At 28.8% G+C, this 497-nt stretch carries 2 protein-coding genes; both read right to left on the bottom strand.

Going from position 1 to position 497, the window contains the following annotated elements; all coding sequences use genetic code 11:
• Positions 1-189: RNA polymerase sigma factor (locus tag FUA24_RS03755; protein WP_394344182.1), on the bottom strand; the 189-nt coding region annotated here is incomplete at its 3' end.
• Positions 190-302: 113 nt separating this feature from the next.
• The coding region (locus FUA24_RS03750) for a DUF2167 domain-containing protein (RefSeq protein WP_148540130.1) at positions 303-497 on the bottom strand (195 nt) is incomplete at its 5' end.

The following is a 497-nucleotide window of genomic DNA, read 5'->3' as shown; positions in this document are numbered from 1 at the left end:
TTTTAAAAATACATCTTGTGTTAAATCTTTAGCTTCATCTTCATCTTTTGCAAACCCATAACATTTATTATACACCAGGTGTGAATACCTGTCGTACAGTATTTCAAAAAGCAATGTATCATTGTTTTTAACAATTGCTTTTACCAAATCCTCATCGGATAGCTTATTAATGTTTTTTAGGGTTTTCAAAATTTAGCTTACAGCCATTTGGTTTGTTATGAGTTAAGACACTTGTTTTTATTATAGGTCACTTATTATTTATAAAATTTTATTTTTTTTTAAAATAATTTGAAAAAGGATTGTTAAGCCTCCTTTTTATTGCCAAATATTTTTTTTCTGAAACTACTAAAAAGTGCTACTGCGCCAATGGCTATAAATTTCCAGAATTTTAATATTACTGCAAAAAAGCCTGCTTTTGCCAATATTTTACCAGCAATTAAACCACCTATGCCATACGCTGCAACTTGGTCTATATCTGGATTAAAATCTGAATAACG

It is taken from the genome of Seonamhaeicola marinus (genome assembly GCF_008085455.1).
The sequence above is the reverse complement of the archived record's forward strand: the minus strand, read 5'-3'. Positions and strand labels throughout refer to the sequence as shown.